The 23,380-nt window shown below is 60.1% G+C and carries 17 protein-coding genes and 1 pseudogene; 14 read left to right on the forward strand and 4 right to left on the reverse strand.

Annotated features, from left to right (window positions below; translation table 11 throughout):
* The first annotated feature begins 10 nt into the window (after positions 1-10).
* From ACBR42_RS10945 to ACBR42_RS10995, 11 genes are all read left to right on the forward strand, one after another.
* Positions 11-1,264: a TolC family protein gene (locus ACBR42_RS10945; protein ID WP_371208025.1), complete on the forward strand. Its 1,254-nt coding sequence runs from the start codon at positions 11-13 to the stop codon at positions 1,262-1,264.
* Positions 1,213-2,412, forward strand: a complete 1,200-nt coding sequence (locus ACBR42_RS10950; protein WP_371208026.1) for an efflux RND transporter periplasmic adaptor subunit — start codon at positions 1,213-1,215, stop codon at positions 2,410-2,412. Before ACBR42_RS10945 ends, ACBR42_RS10950 begins: the two co-directional genes overlap by 52 nt.
* A complete protein-coding gene (locus tag ACBR42_RS10955; RefSeq protein WP_371208027.1) occupies positions 2,412-5,486 on the forward strand; it encodes an efflux RND transporter permease subunit in 3,075 nt (1,024 codons plus the stop codon). The genes ACBR42_RS10950 and ACBR42_RS10955 overlap by 1 nt, the downstream gene beginning before the upstream one ends.
* Positions 5,486-6,157 carry a response regulator transcription factor gene (locus ACBR42_RS10960; RefSeq protein WP_371208028.1) on the forward strand — a complete coding sequence of 224 codons (672 nt, stop codon included), beginning with the start codon at positions 5,486-5,488 and terminating at the stop codon, positions 6,155-6,157. The genes ACBR42_RS10955 and ACBR42_RS10960 overlap by 1 nt, the downstream gene beginning before the upstream one ends.
* A complete protein-coding gene (locus ACBR42_RS10965) occupies positions 6,154-7,503 on the forward strand; it encodes a sensor histidine kinase (RefSeq protein WP_371208029.1) in 1,350 nt (449 codons plus the stop codon). Before ACBR42_RS10960 ends, ACBR42_RS10965 begins: the two co-directional genes overlap by 4 nt.
* Before the next feature lie 48 nt (positions 7,504-7,551).
* Positions 7,552-7,875, forward strand: coding sequence for a hypothetical protein (locus ACBR42_RS10970; RefSeq protein ID WP_371208030.1), 324 nt, complete (start codon positions 7,552-7,554; stop codon positions 7,873-7,875).
* Positions 7,876-7,931: 56 nt separating this feature from the next.
* Positions 7,932-8,639: a VIT family protein gene (locus ACBR42_RS10975; protein ID WP_371208031.1), complete on the forward strand. Its 708-nt coding sequence runs from the start codon at positions 7,932-7,934 to the stop codon at positions 8,637-8,639.
* 439 nt (positions 8,640-9,078) lie between these two features.
* Positions 9,079-9,267 (forward strand): YtcA family lipoprotein, encoded by a 189-nt coding sequence (locus ACBR42_RS10980; protein WP_258373453.1) that lies wholly within the window; start codon positions 9,079-9,081, stop codon positions 9,265-9,267.
* The gene (gene mdtN, locus ACBR42_RS10985; RefSeq protein ID WP_371208090.1) at positions 9,267-10,316 is read left to right on the forward strand and encodes a multidrug transporter subunit MdtN; all 1,050 of its coding nucleotides are present in this window, start codon (positions 9,267-9,269) and stop codon (positions 10,314-10,316) included. Before ACBR42_RS10980 ends, mdtN begins: the two co-directional genes overlap by 1 nt.
* On the forward strand, positions 10,297-12,120 hold the full coding sequence (locus ACBR42_RS10990) for an FUSC family protein (RefSeq protein WP_371208032.1): 1,824 nt from the start codon (positions 10,297-10,299) through the stop codon (positions 12,118-12,120). The genes mdtN and ACBR42_RS10990 overlap by 20 nt, the downstream gene beginning before the upstream one ends.
* The gene (locus tag ACBR42_RS10995) at positions 12,117-13,739 is read left to right on the forward strand and encodes a TolC family protein (protein WP_110547439.1); all 1,623 of its coding nucleotides are present in this window, start codon (positions 12,117-12,119) and stop codon (positions 13,737-13,739) included. Before ACBR42_RS10990 ends, ACBR42_RS10995 begins: the two co-directional genes overlap by 4 nt.
* 425 nt (positions 13,740-14,164) lie before the next feature.
* Here ACBR42_RS10995 and ACBR42_RS11000 read toward each other — a convergent pair.
* From ACBR42_RS11000 to ACBR42_RS11010, 3 genes and pseudogenes are all read right to left on the reverse strand, one after another.
* A pseudogene (locus ACBR42_RS11000) lies at positions 14,165-14,377 on the reverse strand (transposase); the annotation flags it as partial.
* 175 nt (positions 14,378-14,552) lie between these two features.
* Positions 14,553-15,791, reverse strand: coding sequence for a Zn-dependent hydrolase (locus tag ACBR42_RS11005; RefSeq protein WP_371208033.1), 1,239 nt, complete (start codon positions 15,789-15,791; stop codon positions 14,553-14,555).
* A 5-nt stretch (positions 15,792-15,796) separates the two neighbouring features.
* Positions 15,797-17,002, reverse strand: coding sequence for a diaminopropionate ammonia-lyase (locus ACBR42_RS11010; RefSeq protein ID WP_371208034.1), 1,206 nt, complete (start codon positions 17,000-17,002; stop codon positions 15,797-15,799).
* Between the two features lie 110 nt (positions 17,003-17,112).
* Here ACBR42_RS11010 and ACBR42_RS11015 point away from each other — a divergent pair, with 110 nt between their 5' ends.
* Together ACBR42_RS11015 and ACBR42_RS11020 are read left to right on the forward strand one after the other, a co-directional pair.
* Positions 17,113-17,601 (forward strand): Lrp/AsnC family transcriptional regulator, encoded by a 489-nt coding sequence (locus tag ACBR42_RS11015; RefSeq protein ID WP_371208035.1) that lies wholly within the window; start codon positions 17,113-17,115, stop codon positions 17,599-17,601.
* A gap of 238 nt (positions 17,602-17,839) precedes the next feature.
* Positions 17,840-18,964: a M24 family metallopeptidase gene (locus tag ACBR42_RS11020; RefSeq protein WP_371208036.1), complete on the forward strand. Its 1,125-nt coding sequence runs from the start codon at positions 17,840-17,842 to the stop codon at positions 18,962-18,964.
* A gap of 141 nt (positions 18,965-19,105) precedes the next feature.
* On the opposite strand, the gene ACBR42_RS11025 is transcribed toward ACBR42_RS11020, so the two are convergent.
* A complete protein-coding gene (locus ACBR42_RS11025) occupies positions 19,106-21,331 on the reverse strand; it encodes a prolyl oligopeptidase family serine peptidase (protein ID WP_371208037.1) in 2,226 nt (741 codons plus the stop codon).
* A gap of 303 nt (positions 21,332-21,634) precedes the next feature.
* On the opposite strand from ACBR42_RS11025, the gene ACBR42_RS11030 reads away from it, so the two are divergent.
* Positions 21,635-23,329 carry a DUF885 family protein gene (locus ACBR42_RS11030; protein ID WP_371208038.1) on the forward strand — a complete coding sequence of 565 codons (1,695 nt, stop codon included), beginning with the start codon at positions 21,635-21,637 and terminating at the stop codon, positions 23,327-23,329.
* The last annotated feature ends 51 nt before the right edge of the window (positions 23,330-23,380 follow it).

Raw genomic sequence — 23,380 nt, forward strand, 5'->3', positions numbered from 1 at the left:
GGCCTGAAGCATGAAGCGCGTCATGCGCGCCCTCCTGTCGGTAGTCATGACCGGTGCCCTGACATGGGGGGTGCTGGCCCGGGCTCAGGTGCCCCGGTCCGGCCCGTCCTTTCATGAAGCCGTCAGCATGGCGTGGGCGATCGATTCGGTCCGCACCGAACTGCAGGTCGGCCACCATTCCGCCCGTGCCCGCGTGAATGCGGCGGGGTCATGGTTTGCCGGTGGCCCGACCCTGTCGGGTGAATACATGGATGACCACATGCTGGGCAGTAACGAAGGCTATACAACGTATCAGGGCGGGGTGTCCGTGCCGCTATGGCTGCCGGGACAGGGTAGTGCCACGCAACAGGTTGCAAGTGCGGAAGCCGCATCGCTTGATGAACAGCTCAATGTCGAACACATGGCGCTGTCCATCCGGGTGCTTGATGCGGGTGCCGCTGCCCTGATCGCCCGTACACGGGTGGATGTGGCCCATACCCTGTATGATGTGACAGCACGTATGGCCACCAGCGCAATACGGGCGGTTCATGATGGCGAACTGGCCTCGGCCGATGGTCAGATGGCGCAGGCGGCAGTGGAGAACGCGCGTAATGAACTGGCCCTGGCGCAGGAGGAGGCCGACAATGCAGCCGCTGTACTGGAGGTGCTCCTCGGCCGTCCGGTTGTGCCGGATCTTGCGCGTTATGGGGCGGGCGACGTCACCCATGCCCGTTTTATTGCGCCCCGTGACATGGAGGACAATGATCCCCGCATACGGGTCGCGCATCGCAATGTTGAAGCTGCTGAGGCTAACATGAAGCTGGCGCACCGTTCTTTCATGCCTAACCCGGAAATCGGCGTGGATGCGATCCATGAAAAGCAGTACGGCAGCCCGTGGGATGACCGCGTGGGGCTGAATTTCAGCATTCCCCTGCCCAGCGAGGTCCGCAACACGTCCATCATGGCTGAAGCACGCAACCGGCTGGCTTCGGCTACCAGTCAGGAAACGCAGGCGCGGCGCATGGTGCATCTGGAAATGATGCGGGTACGTGAACGTCTGATCGCAGCCACCACCGCGCGGCAGGCCACCCGCACCGCAGCCGAAAACATGGAGAAGCGGGCCGAGGCGCAGGAACGGGCCTGGCGGTTGGGCGAAGCCAGCCTGGATACGGCGCTTGGTGCCCGGCAGACGGCAGCCAATACCCGGCTGGCCAGCGCCCGGGCCGAGGTGGAATGGCATGTCGCCAGCATCCGCATGCTGATCGCAACCGGGATCGTACCGTGAAGCGGCTCAGCCCTGCCCTGTTCATTCTGGGCCTGTCCTGCCCGCCAGCCCATGCCACGGACGGGGCGTTGCCTCCTGTCGTGAAACTGGATGGGGCTGCTGTAGTAAACGAGGGTATTACCATCGCCACGGCGGTACCCGGCAGGGTTGCGCCCATGCTGCCGGTCATAAGCCGGGTCATGCCTGATACGACCCGGGTCGTGCATATCCACCCCGCTGGCAGCGGCAAGGTGCTGGTGGTGCTGGTGCAGCCGGGAACGCCCGTGCGGCGGGGACAGGCGCTGCTGCGTTATCAGGACCATTCCCTGCATGTCGCGCGCCTGCAGGCGGTCCAGATGCGTGCGGCACTCACCGCTGCCATCGCGGCCCGGAGCGATGCGGCGGGCGCCGTGCAACGGGCCAAGGCACTGGCGGGCGAAAGTCTGTCGATGGCCGAACTGCGCCGCAGGCAGGATGCACTGGCGCAGGCTGACGCCACAATGCGCGCGCGACAGGCGGACGTGGACACGCTGGGCCACCGTTTCGCGGAAGAGTTCAATTCATCATCGGAACAGGACAGCCACGGCACGGAAGATGAGACCTCGACCCTGATTTCCCCTGTCGATGGCATGATGCAGGCAATCAATACGTCGGTGGCGGGCGACATGGACCCGACCATGGACGTGGCGAGCGTGGCAGATCTGTCCAGCGTATGGATCGTTTCCGATATCCCGCCCGATCAGGCGGCGCGGATCGCGCCGGGCGGCCAGCAGGTGACGCAGGCAGCAGATGGCCCGTTCACGTCGCGTATCAACACGGTGGATGGCATGGCCAGTCCGCTGACCGGGCTGGTCCGGGTCATAAGCACCGTGCCCAACCCTACCGGCGCACTGATGCCCGGCATGGTGCTGGATGCAACACTGGCACAGCGCGACAGCGTTGCGGGCATTGTCGTGCCGTCCGAAGCCCGCCAGCAGATTGACGGGCATAGCGTCGTGTTCATGCGGGTGAGCGAAACCGATTACCGGCCCGTCGTGGTCGATGTGGCGCTGGATGACGGGACGCGGGCAGTCATCCGCTCCGGCCTGAAAGGGGGCGAGCCGGTCGTAGGGCATGGCAGTTTCGCCCTGCGTTCGGTCATCGGCCTTGCCGGGATGGATACGGAGTGATGGCGCGCAGGTATCTTGAAGCCCTGCTACGTGCGCGTATGCTGGTTCTGGGCGGACTTTTCGTGCTGCTGGCGGCTGGCATCATGACGGTGCTGGGCCTGCCGGTGGAGGCGGTGCCCGATATCTCGCCCCGTCAGGTGCTTGTCTCGGTCGTCGCGCCCGGCCTTGCGACGGAGGAAGTGGAGAAACTCATCACCTTTCCCGTCGAGGCCAGCATGACCGGCATTCCCGGCATGACCGACCTGCGCTCCGTCTCCCGTGGCGGGGTGTCGGTGGTGTATGTGCAGTTTGCCGATGACACCGACATCAACCTTGACCGCACCCGCGTAAACGAGCGCATGCAGCAGGCGCGTTCGAACATATCCGTGCCTGAAATTACCATCAGCATGGGGCCGCTGGCCACCGGCATGGGTGAGATCATGCAGTTCCAGATCTGCGGCGCAGGGCGCTCGCTCATGGAACTCAACCGCATCATGAACTGGACCGTGATGCCGCAGATGCGCCTTGTTCCCGGCGTGGTGGATGTCAACGTCAATGGCGGGGCCGAGGAAACCTATGAAGTCACGCTCGATCCGGCACGGCTGATCGGGGCCAATCTTTCAGTCGGTGAGGTCTATCGTGCGGTGGATGAGAATAATGCCGCGTCCGGTGGTGGCTGGATCACGCATCATGCCGAACAGCAGAGCGTGGTCGGGCGTGGGCTGGTGGGCAGTCTGGCGGATTTTGGCAACATCGCCGTGCGGACGAATGCGGACGGCTCGGTCATACGCCTGTGCGACCTCGGGCGCATCACGACGGGCGCACGTACCCGGCTGGGGGCGGTCACGCGCGATGGACAGGGCGAAATCGTGATCGGCGTGGTGATGATGGAAAGTGGGGCCAGTTCCAACGCCACCCTTGCCGCGATTGACCGTGCCCTGCCGGGTATCAGGCAGGCACTGCCCGCAGGCGTAACGCTGGAACCCTACTACACCCGCGCCACCCTGACCGGGCAGACCATTGCTACCGTGCGCGACAACCTGTTGATGGGCGCGGTGCTGGTGGTGGGCGTGCTGGTGGTGGTGATCGGGAGCTGGCAGGCGGCTCTTGTCATTGCCTCGGTCATTCCGGTGGCCCTTGTCTGCGCCATGGCGGGGATGCGACAGTTCGGGATTTCGGCCAATCTGCTCAGCCTTGGCGCGATCGACTTCGGCATGATCGTCGATGGTTCGCTGGTGGTGATCGAGCATGTCCTCTCCCGACGGGAGGAGGAGCCGGATGTGGAATTCATGCCCCTCGTGGTCTCGTCCGTACAGCAGGTCATGCGCCCGGTCGGGTTCGCCATACTGGTCATCATCATGGTTTACCTGCCCATCCTGACCCTGCAGGGGATCGAGGGGCACATGTTCCGCCCCATGGCGCAGACGGTCATCATGGCGCTGCTGGCCTCGCTTGCGTACTGTTTCATCTGCATTCCCGTGCTGGCCAGCCTGACGCTGGGGCGGGTGCAGCCTGCGGGCGATACACGGCTGATCGCATGGCTGCGCCGCCCCTATATGCACATGATGACATGGGGCGAGACGCATCCGGGCATCCTGTTTGGCGGTACGATCGCGGTGCTGGTCGTATCGGCTGTTCTTGCCACACGACTGGGGGGTGAATTCATACCCCAGCTTGATGAAGGGGCACTTGCGGTCACCACCACGCGGCTGCCCTCGGCCGCGCTCGACACCGTGCTGGCGTCGGTCACGAAGCAGGAGCAGATCCTGCGCCGCTTCCCCGAGGTCAGGACGGTGATCAGCAATACCGGCACATCCGCCATCCCGACCGATCCGATGGGGGTAAACGAGACCGACAGCTTCGTCTTTCTCAACCCACCCTCCACATGGAAAACCGCCCGCACGCAGGCCGGGCTTGTGGCCGCGATGGACGACACCCTTCGGCGCGAACTGCCCGATGCACTGTATTCATGGAGCCAGCCGGTGCAGATGCGCATGGACGACCTGCTCTCTGGCGTGCGCACCCAGATTGCCGTCTCGATCTTCGGAGATGACCTGACAACGCTGGCCGAACTGGGCGACCGGGTGGTGGCCGCAATGTCCGGCGTGAAGGGCGCGGCGGACGTGGCGGCGGCGGGCGATGGCACCGTGCCGCTGATCGTGGCCGATATCGACCGTACGCAGGCTGCCAGCCGTAACGTGGCGGTGCAGGATATTCTGGATACGGTAGAGGCAGTCGGCGGACATATCGGCACAAGGCCGGTGATGGTGGACAATGCCATCATCAGCACGCAGGTGCGCTTTGACCCGAAGCGCGTGACCTCGGCTGCCGCAATTGGTGCGCTGCAGGTCCGGCGTATGGACGGGCAAGGCAGTGTCATGCTCTCACAGGTGGCGCATGTGCATGAAGTTGATGGCCCGCCGCGTATAAGCCGGGACCGGGTGCGTCGGCGCATGGTGGTGCAGGCCAATGTGCGCGGGAGGGATCTTGCGTCCTACGTGGCCGAAGCACAGGCCCGCGTGATGCGGGACGTAAAACTGCCCGCAGGCTATACCATGCAGTGGGATGGCCAGTTCCGTAACCTGCAATCAGCGGTGCTGCGGCTGGAGATCGTCCTGCCCATTGCCCTTGGCCTGATCTTTGCCCTGCTGGTGGTGGCGTTTGGCGCGGTTCGGCCGGCGCTTCTGGTATTCATCAACCTGCCGGTGGCGGCGACCGGCGGCATCGTGGCGCTGACACTGCGCGGCCTGCCATTCAGCATTTCTGCAGGCATCGGCTTTATTGCACTGTTTGGCGTGGCGATCCTAAACGGGGTGGTGCTGGTTAGCGAAATCGCAGCCCTGCGCGCGGGCGGCATGGCGGTAGCACAGGCGGCCTTTGCCGCCGCCGGATCCCGTTTCCGTCCCGTCATGGCTACGGCCCTTGTCGCCAGCCTTGGCTTTTTCCCCATGGCGTTTTCGGACAGCGCCGGGGCGGAAGTCGAACGCCCGCTGGCCAGCGTGGTGATCGGCGGGCTGGTTACGTCCACATTGCTTACACTCCTGATGCTGCCATCGCTTTACGCCCGGGTCATGCGAGAGAAGGTTCAGGACTGATGCGTATCCTTATCGTGGAAGATGAACATGACCTTGGGGTGGCTGTGCAGGAGCGCGTGCGGCTGGACGGGCATGCAGTGGACTGGTTCATGACGCTGGAGGACGCGCGCGCGGCCATGGCCATCGTGGATTATGATTTCATGCTGCTCGATCTTGGCCTGCCGGATGGCAGCGGGCGCAGCCTGCTGCGTGACATCCGCCGGACGTCATCGAATATCGCCATCCTCATCACCACGGCGGAAGACCAGATCAGCGACCGCATTGCCGGCCTGTCGGAAGGGGCAGATGATTATATTGTCAAGCCTTACGACCTGAACGAACTCGTGGCCCGTATCGCTGCCGTGGCGCGGCGCTATGCCGCACCGCGCAGGCCAGTCCATTATCGCATTGGCGAGATTACGATCGACCGGGAAAACCGCTCGGTATCGCGCAACGGGCGGGTGCTGGACCTGACCGCACGGGAATGGGCCATTATGGAACTGCTGTCGCGCAGTCCGGGGCGGATCTATTCCCGCCAGCAGATCGACACGGCCCTGTACGCGCTGGATCAGGATGTGGACAGCAACACTGTCGAGGTTTTCGTCAGTCGCCTGCGCAAGAAGGTGGGCAACACGGTGATCAGGACTGTCCGTGGCCGTGGATACTGTCTGACTGCGGGTGAAACAGTATGAAGAACTGGAGCCTTGCCACCCGCATTGTCAGCAGTGTCCTGAGCGTGGTGACGCTCAGCCTGCTCGCTCTCAGCCTCGCCGTTGCAGGCTTTACCCGCTACGAAATAACGGAACGGCTGGACAATTCCCTGCAGGAGGTCTCCGAACGGCTGCAGGCCACCATCGCTACACAGCCTCATGGATCACGGGATACTGTTGCCTGGGTGCCCGGTGTGGGACCGCGCACACTTGCCTATCAGGTGGTCGATCAGTCCGGACACGTGGTGTTGCGTTCACAGAATGCGCCGGTTCAGCCCTTTGTGCCCGATATCCATACCGGGTTTGTCGATACCACCCGTTTCCGGGTCTATATCGCAGCCCCGACCGACACGGCCTATCGTGTGCTGGTGGGGGAGCCGACATTGCACCGTCGGGGCGCGACGTGGCGCGCAACGGCGATCGCCATTGTGCCGATACTGGTTTTCCTGCCTGTCATCTGGCTGCTGGTGCGCGTGATCGTGCGCCGTGCCCTGCGCCCGCTTGACCGCCTGCATGATGAAATGCAATCGCGTGGCAGTGGCAACCTGCGGCCCATCCCCTCGCTTGACCTGCCCGTGGAACTCGTCTCCATCCAGCACGCCGTCAATACCCTTCTGGCCCGTCTGGAAACGGCGCTCTCCACCGAGCGCGCCTTTGCCGCGAGCGCCGCGCATGAACTGCGCAACCCGCTTGGCGCCCTGCTGGCGCAGGTGCAGATGCTGGGCCGCATGGTATCGCCGCAAATGGAGGCCGGCCGGAGGGTGGATATCATTGCCGACCGGACGCGCCGACTGGGACGGACGGTGGAAAAACTGCTGCAGTTCTCACGTGCCTCGTCAGGTGTTGCCTTCCGCCGTAACCGCTTCGATCTCCTGACCGTGCTGCGTGTGCTGGCGGACGATCTGGACCAGAACCCGCGTGACGGGTGTGGAATCATCCTGACCGTAAACGGGATCAGCCACATATTCGTGCATGGTGACATGGATGCGACTGGCATCATGCTACGTAACCTGCTGGAAAACGCGCTGCTGCACGGGGTGGGTGACATTCCGGTGCATGTGACCGTCCTGCCAGATGGTAGCATTGACATCATCAACGACTGTCCCGCCCTGGCGGCGGACATGCTGGCGCGGCTGACCAGCCCGTTCGTGCGCGGCGGGACTGGCACGCGCGGTAGCGGTCTTGGCCTGACGATTGCCAGCAATATTGCCCGGCAGATGGATGCGACCGTGTGCCTGCGTTCCCCACTGCCGGAATCAGGCAGGGGGTTTGGTGCCCGCATTACTTTCCCCGACCCGGATGTGATCCCAGCTTCCGGCCTGGCCTGAGACCGCGCGTTCAGTTTCGCGTCATGTGGAACTGATATGAGGACTGGCATGATGCAGGAAACATTCTCCGCACGCATACGCTATGACGCACCGACAGTCCTTTTTCACTGGAGCTGCGCGGCAATCATCATGCGGCAGTTCATAAGCACAAATATATGGGGCCTGTTCCATAATCCACTGCATCACACAGCTTGTGGTCAGCCACCTGACGGCGGGAATGGTGCCGCCCCTACCCCTCCGCATCACGTGGCGGATCGGGTGGGGGCGGCAGATGTCCGCTTGGCCCGCAGCGTGGAATACAGTCTGTATGGGCTGACCATGATGGAAATCGGCCTTGGCCACCGGCCACGTGTTGGCGGCGTGTTTTCATGACTTCATCCTGCACGACAATGTTCTGCAGCGCATGTTCATTACCGGGAATATATCCAATGGGCGTAATTGATAAGGGCATATCTGGTTCGGGAGAGGTACATGCAACAGCCCGTCTGGGCTGGCTGCGGGCTTCCGTTCTTGGGGCAAATGATGGAATACTGTCTACTTCCAGCCTTATTATTGGCGTTGCAAGTGCCCATACATCGCAGGCTGGAATACTACTGGCTGGCATATCCAGTCTGATAGCTGGCGCCATGTCCATGGCCGCGGGGGAATATGTGTCTGTCAGTTCCCAGACAGATTCAGAAAAGGCGGATCTGACCCGTGAAAAAAGGGAACTCGGTAGTAGCTGGGATTCTGAAGTCAGCGAACTGGCTGGCATATATCGTCAGCGTGGACTTGATGATCTTCTGGCGCATCGGGTCGCCGTCGCCTTGATGAAACATGATGCGCTGGGTGCCCATGCCCGTGACGAACTGGGTATTTCCGAGGCAACGGCGGCGCGTCCGATACAGGCTGCCCTGGCATCCGCATGTGCCTTTGCGCTTGGTGCCATACTGCCGGTGCTTACGGTCGTGGTATCACCGCTCAGGCTGGTATCATGGAGTGTCTCTATTGTTTCGCTGATCTGTCTTGCAATTCTGGGGACTGTCGGCGCTCTGGCTGGAGGTACGGCACCCTGGCGTCCAGCGTTGCGGGTGATATTCTGGGGCGTGATGGCTATGGTTGTTACATCAGTTATTGGAAACGTATTTAATAAGTAAAAATATGTATTTTATTTTGAAATTGGTATTATTTAACTATTTATTGTATTTAAAAATTATGATTGCCGCAAGTTATCTGGCCGGGCAGAATATCTGGGCGTTGCAGTCATAACGCGTTGCGATACGGTGCGCTGTATGGTTGGCGACAGAATGTTTCAGCACTGCTTTGCGGATGGTTTTTTGGAAAATCGTTCTTAACAAAATGACGCTGGTCAATCCATTCAATGGACTGAATTAACAATTTGTTTATATTTAAATAATCTGGAATAGAAATATTTTTGTGACTATTTTTTAATAGAAAATATGATAACAGGGAATTTCCGACACGATTGAGGAAGATTTTTCCCCTGTCATGATATCAGTGCGCCCATTAACGACCTTGCCGTTTTTTCCCCTGTTGCTTGGGGGATGTGCATTCCGCGGGGCGCCCTCTTTTCCAGTGGTGGGCGCCTATTTCCCGGCATGGATGGTGTGCGGGCTGACCGGGGTTGCGGTGTCGCTGGGCCTGCGGGTGGTATTTGTGCTGACCGGGGTGGATGCCATCCTCAGCTTCCGGCTTTTTACCTATGTTGCATTGGGTATCCTTGCCGCGCTGGCGGTCTGGCTGGTGGCCTTCGGACCCGGATGATGCAGCGCGTCCGTATTTCAGGCAGGAAGCCGCTTGGCATGGTCATTGCCGCAGGCTGCATCGGTGCTGCCGTCGTGCTGGGTTTTTATGTGGCTCACCGGGAAAATGCCTATCCCGGGTCCGATAGCGCAAGCATTGATGCCGAACTGGTTCATATCGCCTCAACGGTTGGTGGACGGCTGACAGACCTTCCGGTGCAGGTCAACCAGCATGTTCATAAGGGCGATGTGCTGTACCGTCTCGATCCCGAGCCTTACATACTGGGCGTGCAGCAGGCACAGGCCAATCTGGACCTTGCCAGCGCGGAGGTGGAGAACCAGAAGCGGCTGGTTGGCGTTAAAACGGCAACCGCCGCCGCCGCGCGTGACCAGGTGACCCGCGCCCGGACCAACCGCGACCTTGCAGCCCGTACGACCGAGCGCCTGCAGCCGCTGGCCGGTAAGTCCTATATTCCATGGCAGGAATACGACCAGGCCCGTGTTGCCCTGCGTGATGCCGAGGTCTCGCTGGCACAGGCGCGACAGCAGTCGGAAGCGGCGGATATGGCCGTGGGTGACCTGAAAAGCGCACAGGCAGCACAGGCCGCAAGCCAGGCGATGCTGGACCATGCCCGTTACGAACTGCGCCAGACAGTTGTCACCGCGCCTGCGGACGGGTACGTGACCAGCCTCAGTGTAAAGCCGGGCGAAGTGCTGGCCCCGTCACAGGTGCTGTTTACGTTGATTGTGGATGAGGCATGGTACGTGACCGCCACCATTCGGGAAGTCGACCTTGCTCCCGTTCATCCCGGTGACTGTGTTACGGTCTATTCCATGATCGACCGCCACACCCCCCTGCGGGGCCATGTGGAAAGCATTGGGTGGGGCGTCATGTCCGCCGATACGACCGGCCTTGCACGCATGCTGCCCCTCGTGCCACGGCAGATGGACTGGGTTCACGTCGCCCAGCGTTTTCCGGTCCGGATCCGGCTGGACGACATCCGCCCTGCCCTGCTGCGCATGGGCGCCACCGCTACCGTCGAGATCCGTTATGGCGCCGCCTGCCACTAACGTCCCGACCGCACAGGGGGCGCGCACGGGCATGCCCCATGGTCTGTCCCTGTCGCGCCTGTGGGCGCTGGTCTGTAATCCGGCGCCCGGTCGGCTGGGTTATGCCCTGCGTATGGCGGCGGGGTGTACCACCACCGTGCTGGTGGGGGAAATATGGCAGGTGCCCGATCTGGCCGTGCCTGCTCTGGTGACCATGGCGCTGTGGCAGAAAGACCGGGTGACGAATGTGCTGGCGGCAGTGGGCCTCAACATCTTCGTCGTGTTCCTGCTGGCTTTCGTGTTCGGGCTGGTCCGTCTGACGCTGGACCACCCGATGGGGCTGGTCATCATCATTGCGCTTCTGTCGTTCGGCTTTTTCTTTCTGGGCTCGGCAAGCAGGCTCAGGCCAGTCGCCTACGTGCTCGGCCTGACCGTCGTGTATGCGCTGATTGCCATTGATCAGGTACCGGTGGGTGAAATCGTGACCCGTGCCGTGCTGTATACCGATCTGTTTCTCGCCGTGCCCGGCGCGGTGATGATTGTGCTCGGGCTGCTGATCTGTCCTTCGCCCAAAACGCTTCTGACCGATGGCATTGCAGCGCGTCTCAACCTGTCCATTAGCCTGCTGCGGAACCCTGATGACAGGCTGATCGACCATGCCACGGGTCTGCTACGCGCCGGGTCTGCCGAAATGATGGGCAATGTGAAAATGGCGGGACTGGAAAAGGTCTGGTCCCCCCATGACCTTGCCTGCCTGCAGCAGGCCGCCAATGCCAGTGTCGCGGTGCTGGCGCTGTCGATTGATGCAGCACGCGCGCAGGCTGCCGCCCCGCCCGAACTGGTCGCAACACTGGGCGATATGGCGGCCATGTTCGAAGAAGGCGACTATCCTGTCGATATCCCCCTTCCCGCTCCTATCGGGGACAGCGCCATCCTGCATGACCTTGCGGCCCTGTTGCCGACATTTACAACGCCTGCCGGAGCGCAACCGGAAAAAACGGGTGGTCCTGCAGGTTTCTTTGCCCCTGATGCATTCACCAGCCCCACTCATGTCCGCTTCGCGGTCAAGGGCACGGCTGCGGTCATGAGCAGCTATCTTTTGTTCAAGATGCTGGACTGGCCGGGCATCCATACCTGCGTCATCACCTGTTTCATCGTGGCGCTCCCCACTATGGGCGAAATGATCTCCAAACTGACGCTGCGCATCACCGGGGCGCTGATCGGGGGTATGATCGGGATCTTGGGCATCATTTTCGTCATGCCGCACCTGGATGGCATTACGGGTTTTCTGGTTCTTGTCTTTGTCGTTTCCCTGCTCGGAGCATGGATCAAGACAGGTGATGCACGGATCGCCTATGCCGGTTTCCAGATTGGTCTTGCCTTCTACCTGACCGATCTCAAGGGCTATGGACCAACCAGTGACATGGCGACGGCGCGGGACCGTATTGTAGGAATCATGATCGGCAATTTCATCACGTACGCCATCTTCACCAGTTTCTGGCCCGCCAGTGCGCGTGATGCGATACCGGGGAAACTTGCAGCCCTGTTCGGCCTCCTGCGCCGGCAGGCGGATGCGCCTGTTCTCCAGCATCGCGAAGCCCTGTTTGTCCGGGTACAGGGCGCGATGGAAGCTGCGGAACTGGCGGTGGAATACACCCGGGCCGAACCGGTACCCCCGGGCGACGATGCGGACCGGCGCAATACCCAGCTTATAACATGGCGCGACACGCTGGCGCAGGCCGGATGCCTGGGCACCACGCTGCTGGGCCACGCCCCGCCTGATACGGCGGCACGGATCGAACAACTGGAACACAGCGCCCGATGAACCGTCATGCTTTTTCCATACTGGCCGGCTGCGCGATTGTTGTCCTGTGCGGGTGCGCCACGCATGAACTGGCCAGTGCCCCGGCCAGTCCGGACAGCCCATGGCAGCCCGGCCAGACCGCCAGCGGCGAAATCCAGCCCGGTCGTGCGGCCCGACATGGGCTGCTGATGCCACCGGGCTTCACCCTGCCCTCCAACAGCCAGATTCAGGTGCGGCCCCCTGATACGGCCATTACCGCACAGGCCGGGCATGCTTACGGGCTGGCGGAACTGATTGACATTGCCCAGTCGGCCAACCCCGATACGCGTCGGGCGTGGGATACGGCGCGCGATGCGGCTCTGGCTGTGGGCATTACCAGAAGCACCTACCTGCCCCGGCTGACGGCAACTGTGGTGGGCGGCTACAATCACACCCGCAACAATGGTGACAACCCTTCCATCAGCAACGGCGGCGCGGCGGGCGATGCTTTCAATGGCGGGGTGACCAGTTTCAACAATCTTGTCGGTGGCGTTCGCAACGCCGGTTCAGGTGCGGGTGAAATCCAGACGGTGGGACTAGAATGGCTTCTGTTTGATTTTGGCAAACGTGAAGCCGTGCTGGCCGCGATGCGGCAGGGACAGATCGGGGCCAATATCCTGTTTACCGCCGCCCACCAGAAAATCATTTATGGTGTTACCATCGCCTTCTATGCCCACGCGGCGGCGGCTTCCCGCGTGCGCTGGCTGGAACAGGCGCTGGAAAATGCCCGGCGGGTGGAGGATGCCGCACAGGCGCGGCTGAAACATGGGCAGGGCACGATCGTGGATGCGACACAGGCCCGCCAGGCCACGGCCCAGACCGAACTCCGTCTTGTGCAGGCGCAGGGCGATGTGGAAAATACCTATCTGGAACTGGTCAATGCGATGGGCATTTCCCCCCGCACCCGCCTGCAGACCGAGAATGTATCGGACCGGCCCCTTACGCTGGATGATACCCGACTGAGTGATGCCTTTGTCCAGCAGGCGGTTGCACGCCGGGCGGATGTACTGGCGGCTTACGCAAGCGTAAAAGCTACCCAAAGTGAGGTTACCGCAGCCAGAAGCGAATTCCTGCCCAAGATCTTCGTGACTGGCAATGTTGCCTATACCACCGGTCGGCTGGCGCTGTCTTCCGTGCCGGGGGTCGGCAGTGATAGTCCGCCCACCCTCAACCTGTCTTCCAATGCGCTCAGCAGCGTGATTCTGGGTGGGATCAGCGTACCGATCTTTGATGGCGGCATGCGGGCGGCCCAGCTCAGGCAGGCACAGGACCGGGCGGATAGCGCCAGCGCCACATTACAGAAAACGGTGGATGCGTCCGTCAAGCAGATTGTGGCGGCAGAAAACGCCCTGCATACCAGTCTGAGCGCCTACAGCGCATCCGGCAGGCTGGAGGCTGCGACACGGACAGCGTTCGATGCAGCGTATGCCGCCTATCGCAATGGTGTGGGGTCAATCATACAGACATCCATGGCCCAGAACGGCCTTCTGGATGCGACCCTCAGTCATTCCGATGCCTATTACGCCGCCCTGATCGCGGCGGCCAGCCTGGCATTTTCTACCGGGTCACTTGATCAGGCCCCGGCAGAATATGCCCCCTGAGCGTGGAGACGGAGCACGGTCCCCGAGATGAAAAAAACGCTCATTTACCGACAGGCGCTGCCTTTGCTGGGCCTGTCCGCCTCGGGTATCAGAACGGCAGCGTTCCGTGGAGCAGAAAGGGCGAGGAGAGTGCGCCGGGCGGATACGGTCGCAAACCGTGCTCAGGTCATGGATTCATCTTTGATCGCTCTCCACGAAAGGCAGCCGCTTTAGGACCAACCGACATTCAGGCGGTACGGGTTGAACGAAGCGTAATGGCGGCGGATTGCGCCTCTGCTTCCCGGCTGGGTTGGGGATACAGGCCCAGTGGGGCAGATGTGCCATGCGTTTGAATAAACGATTGAACCAGAACGTATTTTTTTCGAATGACCGCATGGGCGTCCTGCTTCCCGCATCAGGGATCATCACGGCATGGGCGCGGCGTCACGCTGGAGGAGCCAGAAAACGGCGACTTTTCCGGCAACACCCCGGCCTCTTTTGCCTTTGCGATGTCCGCCGAAATAGCTTTCATCGACTTCGACCTTCCCTTCGAGAGGCGCTTCCAGAGCATTGTGCCCGACGATAATTTACCGACTCTTACTACAGGATAGGGTCGCGGTATTGCGATTGACACCGATAATCTCCGTAGCACTGCGCGCGGGCTACCCGCAACGAAATGCTCCAGAAAGTGTCTTGGGGTGGCAGGTGCCAGACGGCTGCGGCGACGTACTTTCATATGACATATCAATACATCTTTTGATTACCTAAGCCCGCTTCTGAATTAATGCTGTGATAGTCGTCTTCCCTTTATGTATTTCATTCGCTCTTTCGGTATTATGATGCGTCTGCAAGATGCTGAGTCACATCAAGCAGCACGTTCGCCCCTGCAATCAGCCCTTCGTTCGATGTAAATTCGGCCGGGTTATGGCTAATGCCCTTGTGGCTGGGAACGAAAATCATCGCAGTTGGCGCCATGCTGGCGATCATCTGTGCATCATGCCCTGCACCGGAAGTCATGCGCCGGGCGGTCAGGCCGCGTTTCAATGTCGCCTTTTCGATCAGGTCAATAATACGGGCATCAAATGTAACGGGTCGGGAGCGGGCAAGTATTTCGACATGGATTTTTACATTTCCCGATGTCTCCAGATCAGACAGGAACGCGGCCAACGCATTTTCCTCATCCTGCAGTCCCGTTTCATCGGGATTGCGCAGATCGACTGTCAGGGTTGCCCGGGCGGGGATGACGTTTATGGCGTTGGGTTCAAAAGCAACGCTGCCCACAGTGGCAACACCAGACGGTTCTGAAGCCATGGCGCGGTCATGCACGAAGGTCATGATCCGTGCTGCAGCGTATCCGGCGTCGCGCCGTAGGGCCATCGGCGTTGTGCCCGCATGGTTGGCCTGCCCTTCTATCGTGATGCGCTGCCATGAAATGCCCTGCAGATCCTCCACCGCGCCGATGGGAATGCCGGAATGTTCCAGTACGGGCCCCTGCTCGATATGAAGCTCTACATACGCATGGGGACGCATGAAACCGACAGCATGATCGCCAGCATAACCAATACGGGCAAGCTCCTGTCCTAGCACCGCACCATCGGTGCTGCGTGTGGCAAGCGCCGTTTCCAATTCCAGTCCCCCTGCGTAAACCAGAGATCCCATCATGTCCGGTGCAAAGCGGACCCCTTCCTCATTCGTAAACGCGGCCACGGCGATGGGCCGTTCGGGAACGAAGCCTGCTTCGCGAAGTGTCTGGATAACCTCCAGCCCGGCGAGAACGCCGTAACACCCATCATAAATGCCTGCATTCATGACGGTATCAATATGCGACCCCAGCAGGACCGGCTGCTGGCTACCATATTTGTTCCCACCCCATATGCCAAAAATATTGCCAATCCGGTCTATCGCCACTTCCAGACCCGCAGCCCTGATCCACGCAACAAGGTGGTCACGGGCCTGTCTGTCAGCATCGGACAGGGCGAGACGCGTCAATCTGCCATCCGCGTCTCTGCCAATACTGCCCAGTTCCTGAAGACGGGCCAGAAGACGGGTGCTGTTGACTGATAACGGCTTCATGATTTTCAGGCCCGGACGCTTGCGGCAGGACGGATCTGATCGGGGTGGCATCCCACAATCTCACCATATCGCACGGGGTCCGTAGCGCCTTCGGTATTGATGACAAAAATACGCGATGCAGCATCAAGCCCAAGTACAGTACGTATTTCGGGCGAGGTCGCTGCACGGATAAGCCCCGCAAGCCCGACGCCTCCGCTTTCCCCTGCCACGATAGCCGGATCACGCCCCTGGGGATAAGCAAGGCGCTTCATGACATTTACAGCATCATCCTCATCGACCGTCATGAAGGCATCCGCCGTATGGGACAGGATGCGCCACGCGGCGAGAGAGGGACTATAACATTCAAGCATGGCCATGATGGTGGGCTGCGTGGCCGGAACCGTCACGGGTTCGCCTTTCAGTGCTGATTGATAAAGACACGCGGCGCGGGCCGGTTCCACTACCGTGAAAACCGGACGCGCCGCACCCATGACAACCGCCAGATGGCCAGCAACGGCGGCTGCAATTCCCCCTACCCCGGCCTGTACGAATACATGCGTAGGCGGAGCGGGCATCTGACGCAGCGCCTCACGCACGAGGTTCATGTAACCCTGCATGACCAGACCGGGAATATATTCGTAACCCGGCCATGACGTATCCGATATCGTGATCCAGCCCTTCTCGGCCGCCGTCTGCGCCGCCACTGTCACAGAGTGATCGTAGGTTCCATCCACATGTACGATTTCCGCGCCAAAGCGGGCAATGGCCGCAATGCGGTCGTGACTGACACCTTTATGAACAAAAATGACCGCTTTCGCCCCGACTGCCTGCGCGCCCTGTGCGACCGCGCGCCCGTGGTTTCCGTCTGTGGCGCAGGCGAATGTCATTCCCATGGCTACCGCACGTACCATCGGGCTATGCAGTTCGGATACATCCACCTTCCGCCCTTCCTGCTGGGCTGCTTTTTCCAGCACGAGCCGGGTGACCGCGTAGCCACCGCCAAGCGCCTTGAAGCTGCCCAGTCCCAGTCTCTGCCCCTCATCCTTTACGTGAATGACACCCACTTTCAGCGCCTCCGCCATCTCTGGCAGGTTGTAGAGTGGTGTGGGCGCGCTGTTTTCCCGGTAGGTCAGGAAGCGTTCCACGTCCTGCGCTGCCTCTTTACCCAGCAGCGCCGCATCAGATACAGGCAGAGGTTGCTTATGGAGCATACTGTTGTTTTCAAGAAACATTTTTACACGATCCCTGTCATGATGCGTGCAAATATATTGCAACGTCACTGAAATATCTGCTGTATTATACAGTGTATTTTGCACATTTTTTGCATGAAGGACGCTGTTTTATGTCTTCATCTACAGGTCGGTCCGATCTTGACCGGTTTGACCTTGCCATTCTCGATATACTGCAGCGCGACAATACGACGCCGCAACGTGTCATAGGCGAAGCGGTCAACCTGTCCGCCCCATCGGTGCAGCGCCGGATCAGGCGACTGGAGGAATGTGGCGTGATCGAAGCGAATGTATCCGTAATCAACCCGGTTTCCGTCGGGCGCACCATAACGGTTCTGGTGGAAGTAGAAGTCATAACCGAGACCGTCGAACTGATTGCGGCAGCCAAGCAGAGCTTTGCAACATGCCCACAGGTCCAGCAATGCTATTATATAACTGGCAATGCTGATTTTTTCCTCGTCATGCTCGTTTCGACCATGGCTGAATATGAAGAACTGACCAAAACTCTTTTTTTCGGGAATAACAATGTGAAGCGGTTTCGTACGACCGTGGTCATGGACCGGGTCAAGACCGGCATGGCCGTATCGCGCCCCGATGCCTGACAGACCTGACGATAATTACGTATTTTTGGGTTGATACCGAAATAAAGTTTCATATCTCCATCAAAAATAGAGCGCTTTTCTTGTCCGTTCTGCAATATTTATAAAGGCGGGACATGTCCGCCGCATCAGGCAGAATATCATATCCGTACATGAAATTTATATATCCATGCCAGGGTGAAGATAGATGACAATACTTCGTAATCCCCCCCGCAGAGGGTTCTGCGCCGATGAGTTCGCCTTGCGTGTAAAAAGGATGCAGTCCATCCTGCGGGCAGAAGAACTGGACGCGGTATTTGTCACGTCACCATCGAACATTCGCTATTTTACGGGTTTTGATTCCCAGTTCTGGGAAAGTCCAACCCGCCCGTGGTTTGTGGTTGTCCCGCGTGAAGGGGCCATTATTGCCGTAATACCGGAAATTGGCGCACCGGAGATGGCGCGAACCTGGGTGAATGACATCCGTACATGGCCTGCGCCATGCCCGGAAGATGATGGTGTTTCCCTTTTGGCGGACACGCTGTCTGCCGTTCCGCGCCGTTTCGGGCGCGTCGGGGCGGAAATGGGGCGCGAGATGGCGCTGCGCATGCCGGTTTCGGATTTTCTGGATCTGGGCACCCGCATGCCCGAAATGAAGATTGTGGACGGGACACCGGCGCTATGGCAGGCCCGCATGATAAAGACGGAGGCGGAAATCGATCATATCCGCTTTATCTGTGAGGTGGCGAGTGACGCCTATATCGGATTGCCAGACCTGATTTCCATTGGCGATACCGAGCGGACGGCCGTCAAGCGCCTGCGGGCCGATATGTGTGCGCGGGGTGCTGACAGCGTGCCCTTCATGCCTGCGATTTCCGGTCCCGGTGGTGTTGCGCAGATCGTCTGTGGTCCGCAGGACCGCGTACTGACGCAGGGCGATGTCCTGTTCATCGATACCGGTGCAACCTATGACGGGTATTTCTGTGATTTCGATCGTGTCTATGCCGTGGGCAGCATTGATGATGCCGCGCGCCGCGCCAATGAGGCCGTCTGGCAGGCGACGGAGTTGGGAATTCAGGCCGCCCGGCCCGGTGCGACGATGGAATCCGTATGGAAAGTCATGGCCACCGCGCTGCAGGATGCCGGATCAATCGGTAATAATGTGGGCCGACTGGGGCATGGGCTGGGGATGCAGTTGACGGAGCCTCCGTCCTTCCGGGAAGGCGAGGAAACCATCATCCAGCCGGGCATGGTCCTGACAATCGAACCGGGCATGGAATACGCCCCGGGTAAGATGATCGTTCACGAGGAAGACGTGGTGATTACGGAAGATGGCGCACATCTCCTGACCATTCGTGCGCCACGGGAAATGCCCGTCATTTCCTGACCGGGACCTGTAAATGAGGTGGAATGCCTTCATCAGCGCATACGGTAATATGGAGGCATTCCGTGACATGCAGATCAATTACAGTGAAGTCTGCCTGATGAAAAAGCGCAGGCAGATCGCTGAAATCGTGATCTGTTTCATCTACTGTGCCGGGCTGACGGCAGCCGCTGGATGCAGATAAAGGTCTAAAAACCGCACCAGTCTGGTATAGGCAAAGCGTGTCTGTGGCAGATTTTCCGTATCCCATGGATGGTTTGCACCGGGTAGCGTGACCAGTTCGAACATTCGGTCCTGTGCGATCATGCGCTGTGCCATGGCCATGGTATCGGCATACAGCACGACCTCGTCCCGCGTGCCGTGGATGATCATCAGCGGGTCACGCAGGCCATCCGTGTGGTAGAGCGCTGACTGCCGCTGGTAACGGGCGGGGAAATCCCGACCTGATGGTGGGCCCATGATCCATTCCTGTTCGGGATAGGCATGGGCCACGTTGCTGGCCGGTGCGCCCGCTACCCCTGCGGCATAGAAACCGGGTTTGGTGAACAGCGACATCAGCGTCATCAACCCGCCATAGCTTGATCCCCAGATGCCGATACGCGCCGGATCGGCATAGCCCTGATTGATCATGAACTGCGCTCCGTCCTGCAGGTCGTCGATGTCAAGCACGCCGTATTTACCCAGCATTGGCCGGTTCCATGCCTTTCCCCGGCCAAAGCTGCCCCGTATGCCCGGATTGATCACGATATACCCGCGCGATACCAGATACTGATCCAGTCCCCATGTCGGATGGGCGGTCCGTCCACCCCACTGATCGCGCACCGCGTCGGAATAGACCGAACCGACGATCAGGGGATAGCGGCGGCTGGCGTCATAATCCGGGGGCAGCATGACACGCATCGTCAGCAGTGCGTTGTCAACATGGCTTCTGTAGTCCATGTAGCGCACGTCCGCCCATGTTCGCGTATCAAACGATGGCAGCGGCGAATGTGTCACACGGATGGAAGGCGGCGTATTGGCGTCCAGCGCCGTGACATACAGGTCCGGCGGCGTGGTATCGTTGCTGAACCGGTCGGCCATATGGTCGAACCGGGGTGAAAAGACGGGTTCGTGGGTGCCATGTGTCTGGGTGATGCGTTCAGGTATCCCGCCATCCAGACCGATGCGATAGACCTGCCGCTGTGCATACCCCGCTTCGTTAGAAGTAAAATACAGCCGCCCATGTATCGGATCGGGCACGAAGGATTCGATTTCCCATGTTCCCTGTTTCCCGGCCCTGCCCGTGATCTGATGCGGTCGCGCCCCTGCGGTGGGGATGTGGTAAAGCTGGTTATACCCGTACCGGTTTGTCAGCAGCACCAGTCCCCTGCCCCGTGGTGCCCATGCGGCCTGCCAGTCGGGGCGGATCTGGGTGTGGTCGGCAAATTGGTAGAACCTTTGCCGATGTCCGGTGGATACGTCATAGACATCAATGGCATGATGCTTGATCGTCAGGTCGCTGGCATTCACAAACAGGGATCGACCGTCCGGCGACAGGCCGAAATTCCATACCGGGTCCTGCTCGTTGTCGCGTGCCATCCAGCGCGGTGGTCCGCCCGCAACATCGACGAGGCCAACAGGGAACCCGGTATTGGGATCGCCGGGAAAGGCGCGGGTCACGTGGTCGTGGTGGTTCTGCCCATCAAGGGTATAATCGATCTCCACCTTATGGACGGCGCGGTTGTCAGCCATGACGAAAGCTATGCGGTCGGATGTGGGGCTCCATTCCATCCGGTCCACACTGAAATCAGCAGATCCCGTAACCATGATGTTCGCGGGCATCGATGCCTTCATGTCACGCAGCCAAAGTGATCCATCGGATACGAAGGCCAGCCATCGCCCGTCCGGTGAGCTCGACAGCAGTCTGACCCCATGGTGTGCCGCTTCCAGCACGCTTACATGGCCCTGCATGTCCGTAACCCGTACCATGCCATCGGTTACAAAGGCGATGCGTCCGTCCGGCAACCATGCAAGCTGTGTCACGCCCGGATCAGGCGCGGGCGTTTTCGCCGTATTATGGCCGTCTTTCGCATCGTCCAGATGCGTTACCTGCCGTTTTACGTCCGATGCAGTGTCGTAGACCCATATATCACGAAACGTGGTTGCGTGATCATTCCATGTAAAAGCCAGTCGTGCGCCATCAGCGGACCATGCGTAATGTTCAGGTGAGGTGCCGATTATGCTGTGATCCGCATACAGTCCTGCAATCGTCAGCGGTGCCGGTGATTGATTACCCGATGACCGTGCCGCAGCGACAGATGCCGCAGGCGTGGCGGACAGGACGGGCGTTGTTGCCGCAACCGACGCCAGTAGCAGCAACCCTGCGGACAACCGGCATGAGGCCTTCACGCTCCCCATCCCGTTTCATGACATTTCGTTTCCATCATGATTCATCTAACGGTCCGCTGGCCCGGATGGCAATATCGTTTCTTTCTTGTCGGGTATCGCACTTTTCACGCCATGCCCCATCTGGAGTGGGTCCAGGATGTTATGGTTTCGAAAAGACACAGCAGACATCTGGTATAGGCCGGGGCGGAATTGACAGTCCGCGTGTGGTGCGGGCAACGTGAAACAAAGCTGCCGCGGGCGATGCGTCACGGTGGAGGGGAAATACCGCAGAGATCGGGAACACGAATGCTGCAAGAAATTCTAAAGCACCGCACGACGGTCCTGCTATGTGCCGGTGCCATGGTTCTGTTGCCGCAATGCAATGTCATGGCCACCTCGGCGCAGGCCGCCAGTCCGCAGTTGCAGACACTGTTTTCCGACTGGCGCACGTTTGCCGCGCCAGAACAGCGCGATGGCGCGCCAGACTATGATGTGAAGGCGCTGTCACATAAAAAGGACGGCCTGAAGCGGATGCAGAAGCGTCTTGCCGCGCTGGATCGAACGGGCTGGACTACCGAGGATGATATCGACGCGCGCCTGATCGCTGCGGAAATGAACGGGCTGGATTTCGACCTGCGGGTGCGTCGTCCATGGGCGCGTGATCCCGGTTATTTCGCCACCATTTTTGCCGAGGAAAGTGACGTGCCTGCGCATGAAGGCCCGTCGGCGGATACGATCGACCTGTTCCGCTACAGCTATCCGCTGTCACCGCAGGCGGCACAGGATCTTGCGGCGCGTCTGTCGGGTGTGCCGGTGCTGTTACAGCGTGCGCGCGGGTGGCTGGCGAAAAGCAATACCGCCGATCTGTGGAAATATGGCGATCGAGAATTCCGCCGTCAGGAAAAAGTGCTGTCCGCATTGCTCGACGGTTCCCTGAAGATGCGCACGCTGGAGGGACAGAAGGCGGCCACTTTGGAAGGTGCAGGGCCACAGGTGCGTGATGCTGCGCAAAAAGCGCTGATCGCAACACGGGACTTCGCGGACTGGATCGAAGCCGAAGCCCCGCACAAGACCGGCCCATCAGGTGTGGGCAAGGCGAATTATGACTGGTACATGAAGAACGTCCAGCTTGTTCCCTACACCTGGGATGAGCAGGCCAGTCTGTTGCGGCGCGAACTGGAGCGCGCGCAGGCCTCCCTGCGGCTGGAGGAACTGCATAACCGCGACCTGCCGCAGTTGAAGCCTGTTGATGATGCCGTGGCCTATCGTAAATACGCCACGACGAAGATGCAGCAGTTCACTGATTTCATCATCAAATCAGGTCTGGTGCCGGATCAGCCCTATTACCGCGCGGCGATGGCGGCGCAGACGCTGGATTACACCCCGCCGGATGAGCGCAACTTCTTTCTGAAAGTTACGGCGCTGGACCCGTGGCCGCTCTATTCCCATGACATTCACTGGACGGAACTGGCGCGGATCAAGGATGACCCCAATCCCGACCCGATCCGTCGTGGCGCGCCGCTGTTCAACATCTATGCCGCCCGGTCCGAAGGGTTTGCTACCGCGTTCGAGGAAATCGTGATGCAGGCGGGGCTGTATGACCATGAACGGCGCGGGCGTGAACTGGTCTGGATCATGCTGGCCAACCGTGCCGCGCGCGGTCTGGCGTCGCTGTATGTGCAGGCGAACCAGATGGACCTCGCCACGGCGGGACGGTTCCATGCGACATGGACGCCACGCGGCTATTCTGATCCCAACAATGCGCTGGTTGGTTTCGAGCAGCTTCTTTATCTGCGCCAGCCCGGCTATGGCACCAGCTATGTGACCGGAAAACTGATGCTGGACCAGTTGATATCGCGTCAGGCACATGATGCGGAGGCCGCAGGCCGCCCGTTTGATGTCCGCACCACGTTTGCGGGCATCGCGTCAGCGGGGATCGTCCCATGGCCATTGGTGGAGGAAGCGCTGCTGCCCGCAAAAACACTCGCTACCGCGCCGTAAAGGCGCAGTTCGGAAGTGAGCGGGTATGGAGGGCGGTGCGGATTACGGTGG

The sequence above is a fragment of the Komagataeibacter sp. SM21 genome, assembly GCF_041402665.1.
Classification (GTDB): domain Bacteria; phylum Pseudomonadota; class Alphaproteobacteria; order Acetobacterales; family Acetobacteraceae; genus Komagataeibacter; species Komagataeibacter saccharivorans.

What these genes read in the sequence shown, in the direction of transcription:
- ACBR42_RS10945 (WP_371208025.1), top strand. Translation starts at nt 11, where the DNA reads ATGAAGCGCGTCATGCGCGCCCTCCTGTCGGTAGTCATGACCGGTGCC.
- ACBR42_RS10950 (WP_371208026.1), top strand. Translation starts at nt 1,213, where the DNA reads ATGGCATGTCGCCAGCATCCGCATGCTGATCGCAACCGGGATCGTACC.
- ACBR42_RS10955 (WP_371208027.1), top strand. Translation starts at nt 2,412, where the DNA reads ATGGCGCGCAGGTATCTTGAAGCCCTGCTACGTGCGCGTATGCTGGTT.
- ACBR42_RS10960 (WP_371208028.1), top strand. Translation starts at nt 5,486, where the DNA reads ATGCGTATCCTTATCGTGGAAGATGAACATGACCTTGGGGTGGCTGTG.
- ACBR42_RS10965 (WP_371208029.1), top strand. Translation starts at nt 6,154, where the DNA reads ATGAAGAACTGGAGCCTTGCCACCCGCATTGTCAGCAGTGTCCTGAGC.
- ACBR42_RS10970 (WP_371208030.1), top strand. Translation starts at nt 7,552, where the DNA reads ATGATGCAGGAAACATTCTCCGCACGCATACGCTATGACGCACCGACA.
- ACBR42_RS10975 (WP_371208031.1), top strand. Translation starts at nt 7,932, where the DNA reads ATGGGCGTAATTGATAAGGGCATATCTGGTTCGGGAGAGGTACATGCA.
- mdtN (WP_371208090.1), top strand. Translation starts at nt 9,267, where the DNA reads ATGCAGCGCGTCCGTATTTCAGGCAGGAAGCCGCTTGGCATGGTCATT.
- ACBR42_RS10990 (WP_371208032.1), top strand. Translation starts at nt 10,297, where the DNA reads ATGGCGCCGCCTGCCACTAACGTCCCGACCGCACAGGGGGCGCGCACG.
- ACBR42_RS10995 (WP_110547439.1), top strand. Translation starts at nt 12,117, where the DNA reads ATGAACCGTCATGCTTTTTCCATACTGGCCGGCTGCGCGATTGTTGTC.
- ACBR42_RS11005 (WP_371208033.1), bottom strand. Translation starts at nt 15,791, where the DNA reads ATGAAGCCGTTATCAGTCAACAGCACCCGTCTTCTGGCCCGTCTTCAG.
- ACBR42_RS11010 (WP_371208034.1), bottom strand. Translation starts at nt 17,002, where the DNA reads ATGTTTCTTGAAAACAACAGTATGCTCCATAAGCAACCTCTGCCTGTA.
- ACBR42_RS11015 (WP_371208035.1), top strand. Translation starts at nt 17,113, where the DNA reads ATGTCTTCATCTACAGGTCGGTCCGATCTTGACCGGTTTGACCTTGCC.
- ACBR42_RS11030 (WP_371208038.1), top strand. Translation starts at nt 21,635, where the DNA reads ATGCTGCAAGAAATTCTAAAGCACCGCACGACGGTCCTGCTATGTGCC.